Source organism: Duganella sp. CF517 (assembly GCF_900110275.1).
Classification (GTDB): domain Bacteria; phylum Pseudomonadota; class Gammaproteobacteria; order Burkholderiales; family Burkholderiaceae_D; genus Rugamonas.
On the sequence record NZ_FODC01000009.1, the window covers coordinates 159,071 to 173,869 of the forward strand.

Sequence of the window (14,799 nt, forward strand, 5' to 3'; positions counted from 1 at the left end):
CGAAGCCGCCGGCGCGCGGTCCAGCGTCGTGCATCCTCCCATTCCCTGTTTTGGCGCCTGCCACTTGCTGGTGCGCCGCGCCGCCGCGCGCCGCCGGCGGTCCTCGTAGGCCGCGCGCGCACGCCGCGCCGCGCCGCGAATAAAGTCCGTTTTCCGCGAATAAAGTTTGTCGCCCGCGGCATCGCATGCGGGGTATCCCGAGCGCGCACGTAGGCCATGTAAATACATTGTTCGATGAAAGCGGGCCTTGTGCCATAAGGGTTTTCCTGGTTGTGAAGCATGTTTGTTTTGCTTGCGCCGCGTGGCACGCGCCTTGCTAGATTGGAACTATGGGTAAGCAAGTCACCCAAGTTATTTCAGGCAGACTGGTGAGGAAACCGATGGAAAGCAAAACAGTAAAACCGTTTAAACCGTTTAGTTCATTTACCCGTAGGGACTTTCTGTACCGGGCCGCCGCCGTCGGCGGCACCGGCCTGCTGTTAAACACCATGAACGCCTGGGGCATGGGCATCGGCTCGACGTCCGCCGCGCCGCCCGCGCTGAGCGGCAGCGGCAAGGGCAAGAAGGTGGTGATCCTTGGCGCTGGCCTGGCCGGGCTGACCGCCGCCTTCGAACTGGGCAAGCTCGGTTACCAGTGCCAGATCCTCGAGGCGCGCGCCTTCGCCGGCGGCCGTTGCCAGACCGCCCGCAAGGGCTTCAGCCTGACCGAATTGGGCGGCGACAAACAGACCTGCGCCTTCGACGAAGGCCAGTACATCAACCACGGACCGTGGCGCATCCCGCTGCACCACCAGTCGACCTTGCACTACACGCGCCTGTTCGAGGTGCCGCTGGAGGTGATGGTCAACGAGAACGACCACTCCTATGTGTACTCCGAAAACGCCGGCCCGTTCGCCGGCAAGCGGCTGCGCATCAAGGAGGTCAAGGCCGACATGCGCGGCCACGTCGACGAGATGCTGGCCAAGTCGATCAAGAACAACCAGCTCGACGCCGAACTGACGGCCGACGACAAGCGCCTGCTGCTCGACTACCTGGCGCACGAGGGCCAGCTGGCCGGCGCCGACCTCAAATACAAGGGCCGCACCGGGCGCGGTTTCGCCGTCTATCCGGGCGCCGGCATGGAGCCGGGACCGGGCAAGCAGTCCGACCCGCTGGGCTTCAAGGAGCTGCTGGCGTCCAAGCTGGGCAACGTCTATAGCGCGGTGCAGGACTTCCCGATGCAGGCGACCATGTTCCAGCCGGTCGGCGGCATGGATGCGATTCCGAAGGCGTTCGAAAAACGCGTCGGCAAGGTGATCCGCTACCGCTCCGAGGTGCAGACCATCCGCCAGAACGACCAGGGCGTGACCATCGCCTTCAAGGACACCGCCACCGGCAAGGCTTCCAGCGTGACGGCCGACTATTGCCTGTGCACCATTCCGCTGTCGGTGCTGCGCCAGATCGACACCGATTTCTCGGACACGTTCAAGAAGGCCGTCGCCACGGTGGCCTATGCGCCGGTCGGCAAGATCGGCCTGCAGATGAAGCGCCGCTTCTGGGAGGAGGACGACAACATCTACGGCGGCCATGTGCTCACCGACCTCAAAGGCATCAACACCATCTCGATGCCGTCGTACGGCTGGCAGAAGAAGAAGGGCGTGCTGCTCGGCTATTACCAGTACCAGACGGCCGCCATCGAGGTCAGCGCGCTGACGCCGGCCGAACGCGCCGAATTCGCCGTCGCCGCCGGCCAGAAGATCTTCCCGCAGTACCGCGACGAATACGAGAACGCGTTCTCGGTGGCTTGGCACCGCGTGCAGTACAACCTGGGCGGCTGGGCCGAGTGGACCGAGAAGACCCGCGCCGCCGCCTACCCGACGCTGCTCGAAGGCGAGGGCAGGATCATGCTGGCCGGCGAGCACCTGAGCTACCTGACCGGCTGGCAGGCCGGCGCCATCGAATCGGCCTGGCAGCAGATCGCCAAGATCCACGCGAGGGCCAGCGCATGAGGGACACGTTATTGAAGGCCGCGATGGTGATCGTGGCGGCGTTCGCGGCCGCCGCCAGCGCGCCGTCGCAGGCGCAGACCACGGCGCCGGACGGCAAGGCGCTGTTCCTGAAAAACTGCGCGGCCTGCCACCAGGCCAGCGGCAAGGGCATACCGGGCGCGTTCCCGCCGCTGGCCGGCAGCAAATTCGTCACCGGCGACCACGCCGAAGTGGCCACCGTGCTGCTCAAGGGCCGTGGCGGCATGCCCGACTTCAGCGAGAACATCAACGACGCCGACATGGCCGCCATCCTGACCTACGTGCGCGCCAGCTGGGGCAACAAGGCCGACGCGCTGACCGAGGCCGAGGTGCTCAAGCTGCGCGATGCGCTGGGCGTGGCCCATTTCGGCAGCGCCGAAATGTCGAACAAACACTGATTACAACCACAGGAAGACGAGACCATGACCAAAGCATCGACCAACGCATTGACCAACGCATTGACCCGATCCGTAACCGCACTGTTGATCTCCACCGCCGTCGGCCTGCTGTCGGCATCGTCGGCGATGGCCGCCGCCAAGGCGCCGAAGGTGGAGGAGAAGGCCGACATCGTGCGCCACAAGATTCCGAACTCCGACTTCCCGATCGCGCTGGCGGTGACGATTCCGCCCACGGCCACCATCCACTTCATCAGCGGCCAGGTGCCGGCGGTGATCGACAAGACCGCCGCGCCGGACTCGCTGGCCGCCTTCGGCGACACCAAGGCGCAGACCGAGACGGTGCTCAAGAAGATCAAGGAGATCCTCGAGGGCATGAAGCTGGAGATGTCCGACGTCGTCAAGATGCAGGTGTTCCTGGTCGGCGATCCGGCCAAGGGCGGCAAGGGCGACACCAAGGGCTTCATGGAAGCCTACACCCAATACTTCGGCGGCGCCCAGCCCAACCTGCCGGCGCGCGCCGTGGTGCAGGTGGCCGGCTTGAGCAACCCTGGCTGGCTGGTCGAGATCGAGGTGGTCGCCGCCAAAAAATAAGCGATTCAGGTTCAGATTCAGGTTCGGGTTCAGGTCTTACTTTTCTTATTATTCAACTGGGGATTCAAAATATGCATAAGGCCACACTGAAGATCGGCGTCGCAGCCGTGTTGTCCACCCTGGCGATTGGCGCCGCGTATGCTAGTCCGGCCAACCCGGCCGAAGCCGAGGCGGCCGAAGCGGCCGCCGCCCCCGACGCCGCGTCGGCCGGCTCGGTGATCGTCACCGGCACCCGCTCGAGCGGCATGAAGGCCGAGAACAGCGCCTCGCCGATCCAGGTGCTCGACTCGGCCTCGCTGATGCGCACCGGCCAGCCGGACCTGATCCAGGCGCTGGCGCAGAACCTGCCGTCGTTCACCGCGCAAGCGTTCGGCGGCGACACCGCCAACCTGACGCTGTCGGCCCGCCTGCGCGGCCTGAGCCCGAACAACACGCTGGTGCTGATCAACGGCAAACGCCGCCACGGCACCGCCAACCTGGCCGTGCTGGGCGGCCCGTACCAGGGCGGCGCGGCGGCCGACCTGAACTTCATTCCGGTGTCGGCCATCGACCATATCGAGGTGCTGCAGGACGGCGCAGCCGCCCAATACGGCTCGGACGCCATCGCCGGCGTGATCAACATCATCCTCAAATCGAACGACCATGGCGGCACCGCCTCGGCCACCGGCGGCGGCTACTGGGACGGCGGCGGCAAGACCGTCGGCGGCTCGGCCAACGTCGGCTTCGAACCGTTCAAGGACGCCTTCCTGAGCGTGACGGCCGAATCGAAATACCACGACTTCAGCGACCGTGGCGGCATCGACCCACGCCTGCTCGACGCCGGCAACCTCGCCGCCGCGCCGGGCATGACGTCGATTCCCGGCTACCCGTACCTGAACAAGATCCAGGGCGACGCCCAGTACCACCTGCAGGTGTTGGCCGCCAACTTCGGCTGGGACGTGACCAAGGACGTGCAGATCTACAGCATCGCCACCTACGGCGAGAAGGTCGCGCGCGCGTACGAAAACTACCGCCTGCCGACCCGCATTCCGAAAATGTACCCGCAGGGCTTCTCGCCGAAGGAAAAGATCAACCAGAAGGACTTCGGCTGGACCGGCGGCGTCAAGGGCAAGCTGGCCGAGTGGAACCTGGACCTGAGCACCACCTATGGGCGCGACAAGTCCGAGATCGGCGTCGAGGACTCGGCCAACGCCTCGCTGTTCGCCGACACCGGCTACTCGCCGACCACCTTCAAGGCCGGCGCCTTCATCGCCAGCCAGCTCACCACCACGCTCGAGTCGAGCCGTGAATTCAACGTCGGCTGGAGCAAGCCGCTCACCTTCGCCGCCGGCGTCGAGCACCGCATCGACAAATACGAGATCCAGGCCGGCGACGCCGCCTCGCGCTACAAGGAGGGCTCGCAGTCGTATCCCGGCTTCTCGCTGACCGACGCCGGCCGCCACCGCCGCACCAACAAGGCCGCCTACATCGACATCGCCGGCAATCCGATCAAGGATCTGACGGTCGATCTGGCGGGGCGCTACGAGCACTTCTCCGACTTCGGCGCGGCCCGCGTCGGCAAGCTGACCTCGCGCTACGAACTGACGCCGACGGCGGCCGTGCGCGGCACCTTCAGCAACGGCTTCCGCGCGCCGACGCTGGCCGAATCGTACTACTCGGCCACCAACGTCGGCCCGACCAGCGCCTTCGTGCAGCTGGCGCCCAATTCGCCGGGCGCGCGCCTGGTCGGCGTCGACGGCCTCAAACCGGAGGCGTCCACCAACCTCAGTGTGGGCATGGTGCTCAACCCGGCCAGCAATCTGAATATCACGTTCGACGTCTACCAGATCAAGATCCGCGACCGCATCGTCGGCTCGGGCGCCTTGTACGGTTCCGGCGGCGCGGTCAACTCGCCGGCCGTCACGGCGGCGATCCTGGCCAACGGCAACGTGCTCGATAGCACCGTCAGCCAGACCGGCATCAACATCTTCTCGAACGCGGTCAACACCCGCAGCCGCGGGCTGGAATTCGTCACCACCTTGAACGAGAACTACGGCGCCTACGGCCGCGTGGACTGGTCGATCGCGGCCAACTACAACAAGGTCGAAGTCACCAAGATCAACCAGGCGCCGACGCAGCTGCTGCCGCAAACCTTGCTCGACAAGACCGCGATCTCGAACCTGGAGACGGCCTCGCCGAAGATGCGCGTGAACCTGGGCGCGCTGTGGAAGATCGGCGACTGGACCATCAACCTGCGCGAGGCGATCTACGGCAAGTCGAACGACTACGGCAGCGAGGACGGCTCGGTCTATCACAAGACCGAGATCAAGGCCAAGGCGATCACCGATCTGGAAGTGGGCTACAAGGTCAACCCGGCGTGGTCGGTGGCCGTCGGCGCCAACAATCTGTTCAACACCTACCCGAACGGCGTCAATCCGGCGCTGCTGGCCGACCAGCGCGCCGCGTTGGACAACGCGGCGGTGACGGTGCTGCCATCGTTCTCGCCGTTCGGCATCAATGGCGGTTACTACTACGTGCGGGCCAACTACAAGTGGTAAGACGTTGACGGCGCATCAGGCCAAGGCCGCCCTCCGGGGCGGTTTTTTTTTGGTGTAGCATGTCGGCTTCACACCACGGAGCTTCGCATGTTGAAAACAATGGGCAGGACCCTGCTGGCGGCCGCCATCGCCGGCGGCGCCGGCGGCGCGGCCGCCGCGCCGATGACCTTGCAGGACTACCTGGCGCTGACCGGCCCGGCCCCCAGCCTGCACGTGGCCTACGGCGCCGCGCCGTCGCAGTTCGCCGAACTGTTCGCGCCCGGCGGCGACGGCCCGTTCCCGGTCGCGGTGGTGATCCACGGCGGCTGCTGGACCCGGGAATTCGGCGGCATCACGCAGATGCGCAACATCGCCGGCGACCTGCTGCGCCAGGGCGTGGCGGTGTGGAACGTCGAATACCGCCGCTTCGACGAGGAGGGCGGCGGCTACCCCGGCATGTACCTCGACGTCGCCACGGCGGTGGACCGCCTGCGCGCGCTGGCGCCGGCGCACCGGCTCGACCTGTCGCGCATCGTGCTGGTCGGGCACTCGGCCGGTGGCCACCTGGCGCAATGGGCCGGCGCGCGCGCGCGCTTGCCGCGCAGCAGCCCCCTGTACGTGGCCGATCCGCTGCCGGTGCCCACCGTGATCAGCCTGGGCGGCCTGGCCGACCTGCGCAACGAGGCGGCCCTGATCAAGGCCAGCTGCGAGCGCGACACCGCGCAGCTGGCCGGCACGCCGAGCGCCGAGCGGCCGGACGTCTTCGCCGACACCTCGCCGGCCGAGATGCTGCCGTCCGGCGTGCGCACGGTGCTGATCCACGGCGAATTCGACACCGTCTCGCCGATCCGGGCCGGACACGATTACGCGCGCCGCGCCAGCGCCGCCGGCGACGCGGCGGAGGTGGTGCCGCTGCCGGGAGGGAGCCACTACGACGAGGTGGCGGCGACGTCGCCGTCGTGGGCCATCGTCTCGGCGCAGATCCGCAAGGCGCTCGGCATCGGCGCGCCGCCGGCGCGCTAGTATTGCGTCGACTTGCGGGCGTCGCCGCGCACCCGGTCGGCCGGGTACTTGGCGGCGTTGAGGGCGATTTTCTCCAGCGCCGCGGCGCGCAGGTCGACGCCGGTCCGGTCGGCCAGCTGCACCAGGTACAGCAGCACGTCGGCCAGCTCGTGGCGGATGCCGGCGCGTTTGGCGTCATCGAGTTCGTCGTCGGCGCCGGTGCGCAGCCACTGGAAATGCTCGGCCAGTTCCGCCACCTCGACCGACAGCGCCATCGCCAGGTTTTTCGGGGTGTGGAACTGTTCCCAATCGCGCTCGCGGGCGAAGGCGCGGGTCCGCTCGCGCAGCTCGGTCAGGGTATCGGGGCAAGGGGAGGCGTGTTGGTTGTCCATGGCCGCAATGGTAGCACCATCCGTTTTGCGCTTCATGCCCCGTTTTCGACGGTTTGTCGCATGGCCCGGGCGCGGCGCGGGGCCGCTGGCTATAGTGGCAACACTATACAACTTCATGGATAACCGATCATGCGCCGCTCCGCCATCGCCTTCGCCACCATCGCCGCCTTCTCCACCCTGGCCACCATCGCCGGCTGCGCCGTCATCGTCATCCCGGAAGACGGCAACATGCAGTACAAATCGTCCTTCGGCGGCAACGCGGTCGAGGGCAACGGCCAGGGCGCCGTCGAGCGGCGCGACGCCGTGGTGGCCGCCAATGTCGACGGCATCGATATCAACGGGCCTTTGCAGGTCGAGGTGCGCGTCGGCGAGGCGGCCTCGCTGCGGGTCGAAGGCGACAGCAATCTGCTGCCGCTGCTGCGCACCGACGCCGGCGGCGACACGCTGCGGGTCTGGGTCGAGGGCAGCGTGCGCGCCGCCAACCCGCTGCGGGTGGTCTACACCACGCCCCAGCTGCGCCGCATCCAATCGAACGGCTCCGGGCGCCTGTCGGTCACCGGACTCAATGGCGGCACCCTGAACCTGAGCCAGAACGGTTCGCGCGCGGTGCAACTGGCCGGCAATGTCAGCCAGCTGGAGGCGCGCCTGAACGGCTCCGGCAGTGTCGACGCGAACGCCCTGCAAAGCGGCTCCACCCTGGCCAGCTTGAACGGCTCCGGGCGGCTCAACCTGGGCAACCTGCGGGGCGACACGCTCAACCTGGACTTGCGCGGCTCCGGCGGCGTCGACGCCAGCGGCAGCGTGCGCAGCATGATCGTGCGGCTGTACGGCTCCGGCAGCGCCGACCTGGCCGGCCTGTCCAGCCAAAGCGCGGAACTGAGCACGCATGGTTCGGGCAGCATCTCGGCCGCCGTCAGCCAATCGCTGGTGGCCGACGCCAACGGCTCCGGCAGGGTCACCGTGTATGGCAACCCGGCGCAGCGCAGCGTCAGCGGCAAGCGCGTGAGCGTGCTGCAGTAGAACCCAGCTGCCCGATCAACAGCGCCAGCGGCATCGGCCGCCCGTACAGGTAGCCCTGCAGACACGGGCAGCCATGGCCGATCAGGAAATCGGCCTGCGCGCGCGTCTCCACGCCCTCGGCCACCACGTGCAGCCCCAGATGGCCGGCCATCGCCAGGATCGACTGCACCAGCGCCGCGCTGCTGCTGTCGTCCGGCGCGTCGATGATGAAGCTGCGGTCTATCTTGAGCTCATACAGCGGCATTTTTTTCAGGTACGCCAGGCTCGAATAGCCGGTGCCGAAATCGTCGATCGAAAAGCGCAGCCCGAGCGCCGTCAGTTGATGCATGCGCGCGATGGTTTCGTCCAGTTTGTCGATCAGCAGTCCCTCGGTCACCTCCAGTATCAGCCGGTCGGCGGGCGCGCCGGTGTCGGCCAGGGTGCGCTGCACCAGCACGACGAAATCGGGTTGGCGGAACTGGCTGGGACTGACGTTGACCGACAGCGGCATCGCCAGCCCCGCGCGCTCCAGCAGCAGCACCGCCTCGCAGGCCTGGCGCAGCGCCCATGCACCCAGCGCCAGGATCAGTCCCGACTCCTCGGCCACCGGAATAAAGACCGACGGCGGCACCATCGCGCCGCCGGCCAGCGGCCAGCGCATCAGCAGCTCGCCGCCGATGGCGCGGCCGTCGCGGTCGACCTGCGGCTGCACGTGCATTTGCAGCTCGCCCCCGGCCAGCGCCGAGGCCAAATCGCGCTCCATCGACAGACGCTGTTCGACCGCGGTCTGCATCGCCATCTCGAAGAAGGCGATGCCGTTGCGGCCCTCGGCCTTGGCGCGGTACATCGCCGTATCGGCCTCGCGCAACAGGTCGTGCGCGGTCTGCTCCGGCTGCGCTCCCACACGCGGCTTGGGCAGCATCGTCACGCCGATGCTGGCGGTCGAGGTGTACAGCTGGCCGTCGATCTCGAACTCCTGGCCGATGGTGACGCGGACCTTTTCGGCGACCGCGCGCGCGGCGTGGGTGGCGCTCTCCAGATCGTCGGCCAGGTGCGCCAGCACCACCACGAACTCGTCGCCGCCGATGCGCGCGACGGTGTCGGCCTTGCGTACCAGTTGGCTCAGGCGCCCGGCCGCCTTGCACAGCAGCGCGTCGCCGATCGCGTGGCCGCGCGCGTCGTTGATGGTTTTGAATCGGTCGAGATCGACGAACATCACCGCGCTGAAGGTGGCGCTGCGCGCCGAGCTGGCCAGCAGCGTGTCGACGCGGTCCATCAGCAGGCGGCGGTTGGGCAGGCCGGTGAGCACGTCGAAGAACGCCAGCCGCTCGAGCGAATCGGCGCCGGCGCGCAATTCGTCGAACGAGCGCGCCAGCTGCTGCAGCAGCACCGCGCACGACAGCGTCAGCACCGCCGTGATGAACATGAAGTTGATCGAGATGATGGCCGACTTGAGGAAGGCGTGGTCCGGCATGCCCTCGATCTGCAGTTTGGCGTTTTCGTCGAACCCGAGCACCAGCACCGCCAGACCGGCCAGCAGCAGCATCCACAATGCCGGGCGTAGCCCGAGCAGCAGCGCGGCGAGCACCGGGATGGCCATCAGGTAGATCTGGCTGACCGGCCCGATCTTGAGCAGCAGGCCGACGCCGACCACGAAGGCGACCGCCAGGAAGTTGAACACGCGGACGGTGTAGGCGACGCGGCGCAGCAGCAGGATGGCGCCGATCCACGACAGCGCGATGACGTCGATGACGATGATGGACCACATGCCTTCGCCGGCCGCCAGCAGCATGCTGGGGACGGCCGTGGCCAATCCGAGCAGGAAGACGATCAGCAGCAGCTTGGCGAAAATCCGCGCGCGCCAGTGTGCTATGTCGTTCGGCGCAGCCACGTTTGCCGTCCCCCCGGTGCGATGGATCTATTGTGATCCGTGTATTGTGGTGCTGATGGTACGCGCAATCACCACGCCTGTCACCGGGCCGGCGGCGCCGTCTCAGTCCCTGGCGTTGACGCTGCCGATGCCCGAGACCGATTTGTTGACGGTTTTCGGCTTGCCGTAATAGTTCAGGGAACCCATGCCCTTGGCCACGGCGTTGAGCAGATCGGTGGCGTAGACGCTGACGTGGCCCACGCCCTCGAAGTTGACGTCGACCCGATCCGCGTGCAGCGCCTTGGCATCGACCTCGCCCACGCCCTTGGCGTTCAGCCGCAGGTACTTGACCTTGCCGCTGGCGACCAGCTGGCCGGCGCCCAGGTAGCCGATGTCGAGGCGGTCGGTATTGACCTTGCTGATGACGGTTTCGCCGGCGCCTTCCACCTTCACCCGGCTCAAGGTCGGCACGGTGATGACGATGCGCGGATCGCCCTTGGCGCCGTCGTAGCTTTTATCGGGCATGGTGATCTGCAGTTCGTTGTCGATCACCGTGGTTTTGAGGTCGGCGACGAATTTGTCGTCGCCGCGCACCACCACCGACTGCGCCTTGCCCGCTTCCACCGTCATCGCGAACGCGCCCTTGGCGTTGACGGCGATGAACGGCGGCAGCGCGCGCACCGATTCGGCCGCCAGCGCCGGAGCGCTGGCGGCGTACAGGGTGGAGGCCAGGGCGGTGGCGACGGTGGTGGTCAGGACGGCGGAAGCGGTGCGGCGCATGGTGAATCCTTGATGGTTTATTCAATGGTTACTTATTTTGATAACGTTGATTTTACTGAACTTGGCCACCGGGGCCGACAACTTTCCGACGAACTGCAAAAAAGCGGCGAAGTGTTGCGTTGCGGCTACGTTTTTGCCGGGCGACGCCATCCGCCGGGGCTCGCTAGCGTCGAGCAAGTCACCCGCAAAGCGCGTATGATCCCGAAGAAACCGCACCGCATCGAGGACCCCATGACATCCACCGCTTCACCAAACAACGCGCAATCGCGCCCCGGCACCGTCTTCCGCGTCGTCAGCGGGAATTTCATGGAGATGTTCGACTTCTTCCTGTTCGGCTTCTACGCCACCGCCATCGCCAGCGCCTTCTTCCCGTCCGGCGACGAGCTGGCGTCGCTGATGATGACCTTCATGACCTTCGGCGCCGGCTTCCTGATGCGGCCACTGGGCGCCATCTTCCTCGGCGCCTATGTCGACCGCGTCGGCCGCCGCAAGGGATTGATCGTCACCCTGGCGCTGATGGCCATGGGCACCTTGCTGATCGCCTGCGTGCCCGGCTACGCCACCATCGGCTATGCGGCGCCGCTGCTGGTGCTCACCGGCCGCCTGCTGCAAGGCTTCTCGGCCGGCGTGGAACTGGGCGGCGTGTCGGTCTATCTGGCCGAGATGGCGACGCCGGGCCGCAAGGGCTTTTATGTCAGCTGGCAGTCGGCCAGCCAGCAGGTCGCCGTGGTGGCCGCCGCCGCGCTGGGCTTCGGTTTGAACAAGTGGCTCACGCCTGCGCAGGTGGGCGAGTGGGGCTGGCGCATTCCGTTCTTCGTCGGCTGCATGATCGTGCCGGTGCTGTTCGTGATCCGCCGCTCGCTGCAGGAAACCGAGGAGTTCATGGCGCGCAAGCACCGCCCCGAGGTCAAGGAGATTTTCCGCTCGATGCTGAACAACTGGGCGCTGGTGGTCTCCGGCATGATGCTGGTGGCGATGACCACCGTGTCGTTCTACCTGATCACCGTCTACACGCCGACCTTCGGCAAGAGCGTGCTGCACCTGACCACCAGCGCGGCGTTGATCGTCACGCTGTGCGTGGGCGTGTCCAACTTCATCTGGCTGCCGGTGATGGGCGCCTTGTCCGACCGCGTCGGCCGCCGTCCGCTGTTGCTGTGCTTTTCGGCGCTGGCGATACTGACCGCCTATCCGGCGCTGCACTGGCTGGTGAATTCCCCCAGCTTCGCCCACATGCTGGAGGTGGAGCTGTGGCTGTCGTTCCTGTACGCCAGCTATAACGGCGCCATGGTGGTGGCGCTGACCGAAGTGATGCCGGTCGAAGTGCGCACGGTCGGCTTCTCGCTGGCCTACAGCCTGGCGACGGCGGTGTTCGGCGGCTTCACGCCGGCGATCGCCACGGGCCTGATCGAATACACCGGCGACAAAAGCGCGCCGGGTTGGTGGATGACGTTCGCCGCCGCCTGCGGCTTGTGCGCCACGTTGGTGCTGTACCGCCGCCAGCGCCTGCGGGGCGCCGAAACCCCGGCCGAAGGCATGGCCGCGTAGGAAGCGGGAGCCAGCGGAAGCCAGCGGAAGCGGCCTGCCGCCGTCAGGTGCGCAGGCGCGCGAACAGGCGCTCGATATCGATCTCCTGTATCAGCAGATTGCCCTGGTTGGCCTTGATCAGGCGTGGCGCCAGCGCCGACTCGCCAGACCCCAGGGGCGATTCGGTCATGTCGGCGGCGTCGAACTGCTGCACCGAATGCAGATCGTCTACCAGCAGGCCGATGGTGCTGTCGCCCAGGCGCACCAGCATCACCTGGCTGTTGTCGGTCACGACACCGGCCTTGCCGGTGGCCAGCAACGCCAGGTCGAACACCCACACAAAATGCTTTTTACCCCCGGCCAGCGGCACGTCCAGCATGCCGAGGCGCGCCGGGTTGGCGCCGGCCGCCTTTTGCACTTTGGCGTACGGCACCGCCTCCTGTATGCGCGCCGCTTTCAGCGCCATCAGCGTGCGGCCGGCGTAGAAGATGGCGAAATCCGGGCCGGTGTCGCTGCGGCGCTCGATTTGCGCCGACGGCGCCGGCATCGACGATTTGTCGCGTTCGGGGCCGAACGACTCGATCAGCACCGACAGCACCGGCTGCTCGATGTCCGCATTCGCGCCGGCGCGGAACTCGCGATATCCCGAGGCGCGCGTGCACGCCGCGATCACATATTGGCCGCCATGCAGCATGATGCGCGCGACGCTGGCGCCGTCGCCGTTTTCGGCCGCCGCCAGCAGGCCGGCGTCCAGCGCCAGGGTATCCCCGGGCGCGCAGGCCGGGTCGGTGGACGACAGGATGCGGCGTTCCGGCGTGATGAAGAAGGCATGCATGTTGCGGCGTCCGGCGACGCCGCTGTGCAGCATGTTGACCAGCTCCGGGCGCGAATCGAACACGATGCCGATGCCACCGACCACCGTGGAGGTCTGCTCCGGATGGCGGATCGCCGCGTGATAGATGAAGGTCGGCTCGCCGCCGTACAGGGCCGATGGCGCGAACGGCTCGGGATAGTGATCCAGTTCGCCGCGCAGCGCGCAAACGCGGCCCAGCGTGGCGCCATCGATATGGGTGCCGATGCTGGTCGCCACGTGGTCACCTTCGCCGCTTTCGCCGGTGCTGGCGACGATGCGGCCGGTGCGATCGTAGACGAACAGGCGCGCGTACACGGTGTACAGGCTGTTGATGTAGGCCAGCACTTCGCTCATCGCGGCGCTTTGCTCGGCGGACGGATAGGCCAGGCCGCGCCGCAGCTGCGCCGTCAGCGCCCACCAGCGGCAATCGTTGGCGCGTTCGTACAGATTGCGGTCCAACATATCGACCAGCAGGCGCGAGGTCAGCGCGGCCTCGCTGATGCTGGCGGTGAGCACGGTCTGGTACAGGTCCTGGATCGAGCGCGAAAAGATCGCGTCGCTGCGGCCGCCGGTCTCGGTGATCTGATCGAGCACGGTATTGAGCTTGTTGACGTTGCCGCGATGAAGATCGTGTCCGGTTTCGTGCCCGTGGCCGACCACCTGGTTGTTGGCGGCGCTGGTGACCTTGCCGTTCCAGACGATGCGTTCGATGGTGCGGGTGGTGCGTGTCACCGCGCTCATTAATTCATGCAGGGTGGGGCTGAAGGCCTGCGCATGCGACAGCAAGCCTTCGATCAATTCCGGATCGGCGCCGCCCAGCGCATCGGCGCCGGCGTTTCGGAAGGCCAGGTCGACCGGCATCATCAATTGCCCCTTCCAGCCTGCCGGGCCGGGATAGCCCTGATAGCCGTCGGAGCGGAAGGTGCGCACCAGGTATTCGCGGCCGCCGAACATCAGCAGCTGCGGCAGGCCGTCGACGTTGGTCGGCACCTTGACGCCGGCCGGTATCCACAGCGGATCGGCGCTGCTGATGACGCGGTCCTGCGCGTCGAGCAACAGCATGTTGGCGCGCTGCGACGGATCGCGGTAGGACGCGAAGATGGCGTCCATCTCCTGCTCGAAATTGAAGCACAGGCACAGCACCCCGGCCGGTTCGCCGCTGTCCGGGTCCAGCATGCGGTGCGAATACACCAGCGCGCGCGGCTTGCCGGGTCGCAGATCGGTGGCGCGGAAGGTCTCGACATAGCCGGTGGCGGCCAGCGTCTCGGCCAGCAGCGGATCGCGGCTGTGGGCCACCGGCGTGGCGCGATCGGCCTGCACCAGCACGCGTCCGTCCAGGTCCAGCAGCAGGATTTCGTCGTAGACCGTGTATTTGTCGCGGTAGTCGGACAGGCGCTGGCGGGCTGCCGCGAGGGCGCCGTCGCCATCATGGCCGTCGCCGCCATCGCCGCCCGCGGCGAATCGGCACAGATCGACGTCGGTGGCCAGGAAGCCGACATCGGCGGTGCGCTCGAACAGGTTGCGGACCAGGATGTCGATCGCGTAGCGCGCCTGGGTGCCCAGGTTGGCCAGCACGTGGCGCACCTTCTCCTGCACCAGATTAGCGATCAGGGCCCGTTCCAGCTGCGCGAAACCGGTGCGCGTGGCCACCATCGCCGGCAGCAGCAGGCGCGCCTCGGCCGGACAATTCATCTTGGCCGACGACTCGATGAGCTGCCACATTTGATTCAGTTCCCGCAGCGACAGCTCGCAGCGGGCCACGTCCGGCATGTAGGGTAAAAAGGTGTCGGAGCTAGCGGCTGTTGGCGTGTTCATATCCTGGATTCGACACAAAAAAAGTATGTCTGCAGCAATTTTTATGCCAGACA

11 protein-coding genes are annotated in these 14,799 nt (G+C 66.8%); 7 read left to right on the forward strand and 4 right to left on the reverse strand.

What is annotated here, in order from left to right; translation table 11 throughout:
* Positions 1-380: 380 nt before the first annotated feature.
* The 5 genes from BMX85_RS27415 (at position 381) to BMX85_RS27435 (ending at position 6,534) form a co-directional block, all read left to right on the forward strand.
* Positions 381-1,988, forward strand: coding sequence for a flavin monoamine oxidase family protein (locus tag BMX85_RS27415; RefSeq protein ID WP_090326636.1), 1,608 nt, complete (start codon positions 381-383; stop codon positions 1,986-1,988).
* Positions 1,985-2,404 carry a c-type cytochrome gene (locus BMX85_RS27420; RefSeq protein ID WP_090326640.1) on the forward strand — a complete coding sequence of 140 codons (420 nt, stop codon included), beginning with the start codon at positions 1,985-1,987 and terminating at the stop codon, positions 2,402-2,404. The genes BMX85_RS27415 and BMX85_RS27420 overlap by 4 nt, the downstream gene beginning before the upstream one ends.
* A 126-nt stretch (positions 2,405-2,530) precedes the next feature.
* A complete protein-coding gene (locus BMX85_RS27425) occupies positions 2,531-2,995 on the forward strand; it encodes a RidA family protein (protein WP_373924259.1) in 465 nt (154 codons plus the stop codon).
* A gap of 71 nt (positions 2,996-3,066) precedes the next feature.
* The gene (locus BMX85_RS27430; protein ID WP_090326646.1) at positions 3,067-5,532 is read left to right on the forward strand and encodes a TonB-dependent receptor plug domain-containing protein; all 2,466 of its coding nucleotides are present in this window, start codon (positions 3,067-3,069) and stop codon (positions 5,530-5,532) included.
* A gap of 87 nt (positions 5,533-5,619) precedes the next feature.
* Positions 5,620-6,534: an alpha/beta hydrolase gene (locus tag BMX85_RS27435; RefSeq protein WP_090326649.1), complete on the forward strand. Its 915-nt coding sequence runs from the start codon at positions 5,620-5,622 to the stop codon at positions 6,532-6,534.
* Here BMX85_RS27435 and BMX85_RS27440 read toward each other — a convergent pair.
* Positions 6,531-6,905 carry a nucleotide pyrophosphohydrolase gene (locus BMX85_RS27440; protein WP_090326653.1) on the reverse strand — a complete coding sequence of 125 codons (375 nt, stop codon included), beginning with the start codon at positions 6,903-6,905 and terminating at the stop codon, positions 6,531-6,533. The genes BMX85_RS27435 and BMX85_RS27440 overlap by 4 nt on opposite strands.
* 129 nt (positions 6,906-7,034) lie before the next feature.
* On the opposite strand from BMX85_RS27440, the gene BMX85_RS27445 reads away from it, so the two are divergent.
* Positions 7,035-7,925: a GIN domain-containing protein gene (locus BMX85_RS27445; RefSeq protein ID WP_090326655.1), complete on the forward strand. Its 891-nt coding sequence runs from the start codon at positions 7,035-7,037 to the stop codon at positions 7,923-7,925.
* Here BMX85_RS27445 and BMX85_RS27450 read toward each other — a convergent pair.
* Together BMX85_RS27450 and BMX85_RS27455 are read right to left on the reverse strand one after the other, a co-directional pair.
* Complete coding sequence (locus BMX85_RS27450) at positions 7,894-9,795, reverse strand: putative bifunctional diguanylate cyclase/phosphodiesterase (RefSeq protein ID WP_090326658.1); 1,902 nt, start codon at positions 9,793-9,795, stop codon at positions 7,894-7,896. The genes BMX85_RS27445 and BMX85_RS27450 overlap by 32 nt on opposite strands.
* Before the next feature lie 102 nt (positions 9,796-9,897).
* A complete protein-coding gene (locus BMX85_RS27455) occupies positions 9,898-10,554 on the reverse strand; it encodes a GIN domain-containing protein (RefSeq protein ID WP_090326661.1) in 657 nt (218 codons plus the stop codon).
* 231 nt (positions 10,555-10,785) lie between these two features.
* Between BMX85_RS27455 and BMX85_RS27460 the strand changes: the two genes are divergently transcribed.
* Entirely contained in the window at positions 10,786-12,099 is a 1,314-nt protein-coding gene (locus BMX85_RS27460; RefSeq protein ID WP_090327068.1) for an MFS transporter, read from the forward strand.
* 43 nt (positions 12,100-12,142) lie between these two features.
* Here the strand turns inward: BMX85_RS27460 and BMX85_RS27465 are convergent, their stop codons facing one another.
* On the reverse strand, positions 12,143-14,746 hold the full coding sequence (locus BMX85_RS27465; RefSeq protein ID WP_090326665.1) for a chemotaxis protein CheW: 2,604 nt from the start codon (positions 14,744-14,746) through the stop codon (positions 12,143-12,145).
* Positions 14,747-14,799: the final 53 nt, after the last annotated feature.

What these genes read in the sequence shown, in the direction of transcription:
- BMX85_RS27415 (WP_090326636.1), top strand. Translation starts at nt 381, where the DNA reads ATGGAAAGCAAAACAGTAAAACCGTTTAAACCGTTTAGTTCATTTACC.
- BMX85_RS27420 (WP_090326640.1), top strand. Translation starts at nt 1,985, where the DNA reads ATGAGGGACACGTTATTGAAGGCCGCGATGGTGATCGTGGCGGCGTTC.
- BMX85_RS27425 (WP_373924259.1), top strand. Translation starts at nt 2,531, where the DNA reads ATGGCCGCCGCCAAGGCGCCGAAGGTGGAGGAGAAGGCCGACATCGTG.
- BMX85_RS27430 (WP_090326646.1), top strand. Translation starts at nt 3,067, where the DNA reads ATGCATAAGGCCACACTGAAGATCGGCGTCGCAGCCGTGTTGTCCACC.
- BMX85_RS27435 (WP_090326649.1), top strand. Translation starts at nt 5,620, where the DNA reads ATGTTGAAAACAATGGGCAGGACCCTGCTGGCGGCCGCCATCGCCGGC.
- BMX85_RS27440 (WP_090326653.1), bottom strand. Translation starts at nt 6,905, where the DNA reads ATGGACAACCAACACGCCTCCCCTTGCCCCGATACCCTGACCGAGCTG.
- BMX85_RS27445 (WP_090326655.1), top strand. Translation starts at nt 7,035, where the DNA reads ATGCGCCGCTCCGCCATCGCCTTCGCCACCATCGCCGCCTTCTCCACC.
- BMX85_RS27455 (WP_090326661.1), bottom strand. Translation starts at nt 10,554, where the DNA reads ATGCGCCGCACCGCTTCCGCCGTCCTGACCACCACCGTCGCCACCGCC.
- BMX85_RS27460 (WP_090327068.1), top strand. Translation starts at nt 10,786, where the DNA reads ATGACATCCACCGCTTCACCAAACAACGCGCAATCGCGCCCCGGCACC.
- BMX85_RS27465 (WP_090326665.1), bottom strand. Translation starts at nt 14,746, where the DNA reads ATGAACACGCCAACAGCCGCTAGCTCCGACACCTTTTTACCCTACATG.